Genomic DNA, 1,071 nt, shown 5'->3' with positions numbered 1-1,071 from the left:
GCGGTAGCACAGAGGAGCTTGCTCCTTGGGTGACGAGCGGCGGACGGGTGAGTAATGTCTGGGAAACTGCCTGATGGAGGGGGATAACTACTGGAAACGGTAGCTAATACCGCATAACCTCGCAAGAGCAAAGAGGGGGACCTTCGGGCCTCTCGCCATCAGATGTGCCCAGATGGGATTAGCTAGTAGGTGAGGTAATGGCTCACCTAGGCGACGATCCCTAGCTGGTCTGAGAGGATGACCAGCCACACTGGAACTGAGACACGGTCCAGACTCCTACGGGAGGCAGCAGTGGGGAATATTGCACAATGGGCGCAAGCCTGATGCAGCCATGCCGCGTGTGTGAAGAAGGCCTTCGGGTTGTAAAGCACTTTCAGCGGGGAGGAAGGCGGTGAGGTTAATAACCTCATCGATTGACGTTACCCGCAGAAGAAGCACCGGCTAACTCCGTGCCAGCAGCCGCGGTAATACGGAGGGTGCAAGCGTTAATCGGAATGACTGGGCGTAAAGCGCACGCAGGCGGTCTGTTAAGTTGGATGTGAAATCCCCGGGCTTAACCTGGGAACTGCATTCAAAACTGACAGGCTAGAGTCTTGTAGAGGGGGGTAGAATTCCAGGTGTAGCGGTGAAATGCGTAGAGATCTGGAGGAATACCGGTGGCGAAGGCGGCCCCCTGGACAAAGACTGACGCTCAGGTGCGAAAGCGTGGGGAGCAAACAGGATTAGATACCCTGGTAGTCCACGCTGTAAACGATGTCGATTTGGAGGTTGTGCCCTTGAGGCGTGGCTTCCGGAGCTAACGCGTTAAATCGACCGCCTGGGGAGTACGGCCGCAAGGTTAAAACTCAAATGAATTGACGGGGGCCCGCACAAGCGGTGGAGCATGTGGTTTAATTCGATGCAACGCGAAGAACCTTACCTACTCTTGACATCCAGAGAATTTGCTAGAGATAGCTTAGTGCCTTCGGGAACTCTGAGACAGGTGCTGCATGGCTGTCGTCAGCTCGTGTTGTGAAATGTTGGGTTAAGTCCCGCAACGAGCGCAACCCTTATCCTTTGTTGCCAGCGGTT

At 55.0% G+C, this 1,071-nt stretch carries 1 rRNA gene; it reads left to right on the top strand.

From position 1 onward, the window contains the following. A 16S ribosomal RNA gene (locus R9X49_RS23080) occupies positions 1–1,071 on the top strand; the annotation flags it as partial.

This window comes from Pectobacterium carotovorum, assembly GCF_033898505.1.
GTDB lineage: Bacteria > Pseudomonadota > Gammaproteobacteria > Enterobacterales > Enterobacteriaceae > Pectobacterium > Pectobacterium carotovorum_J.
The sequence above is the reverse complement of the archived record's forward strand: the minus strand, read 5'-3'. Positions and strand labels throughout refer to the sequence as shown.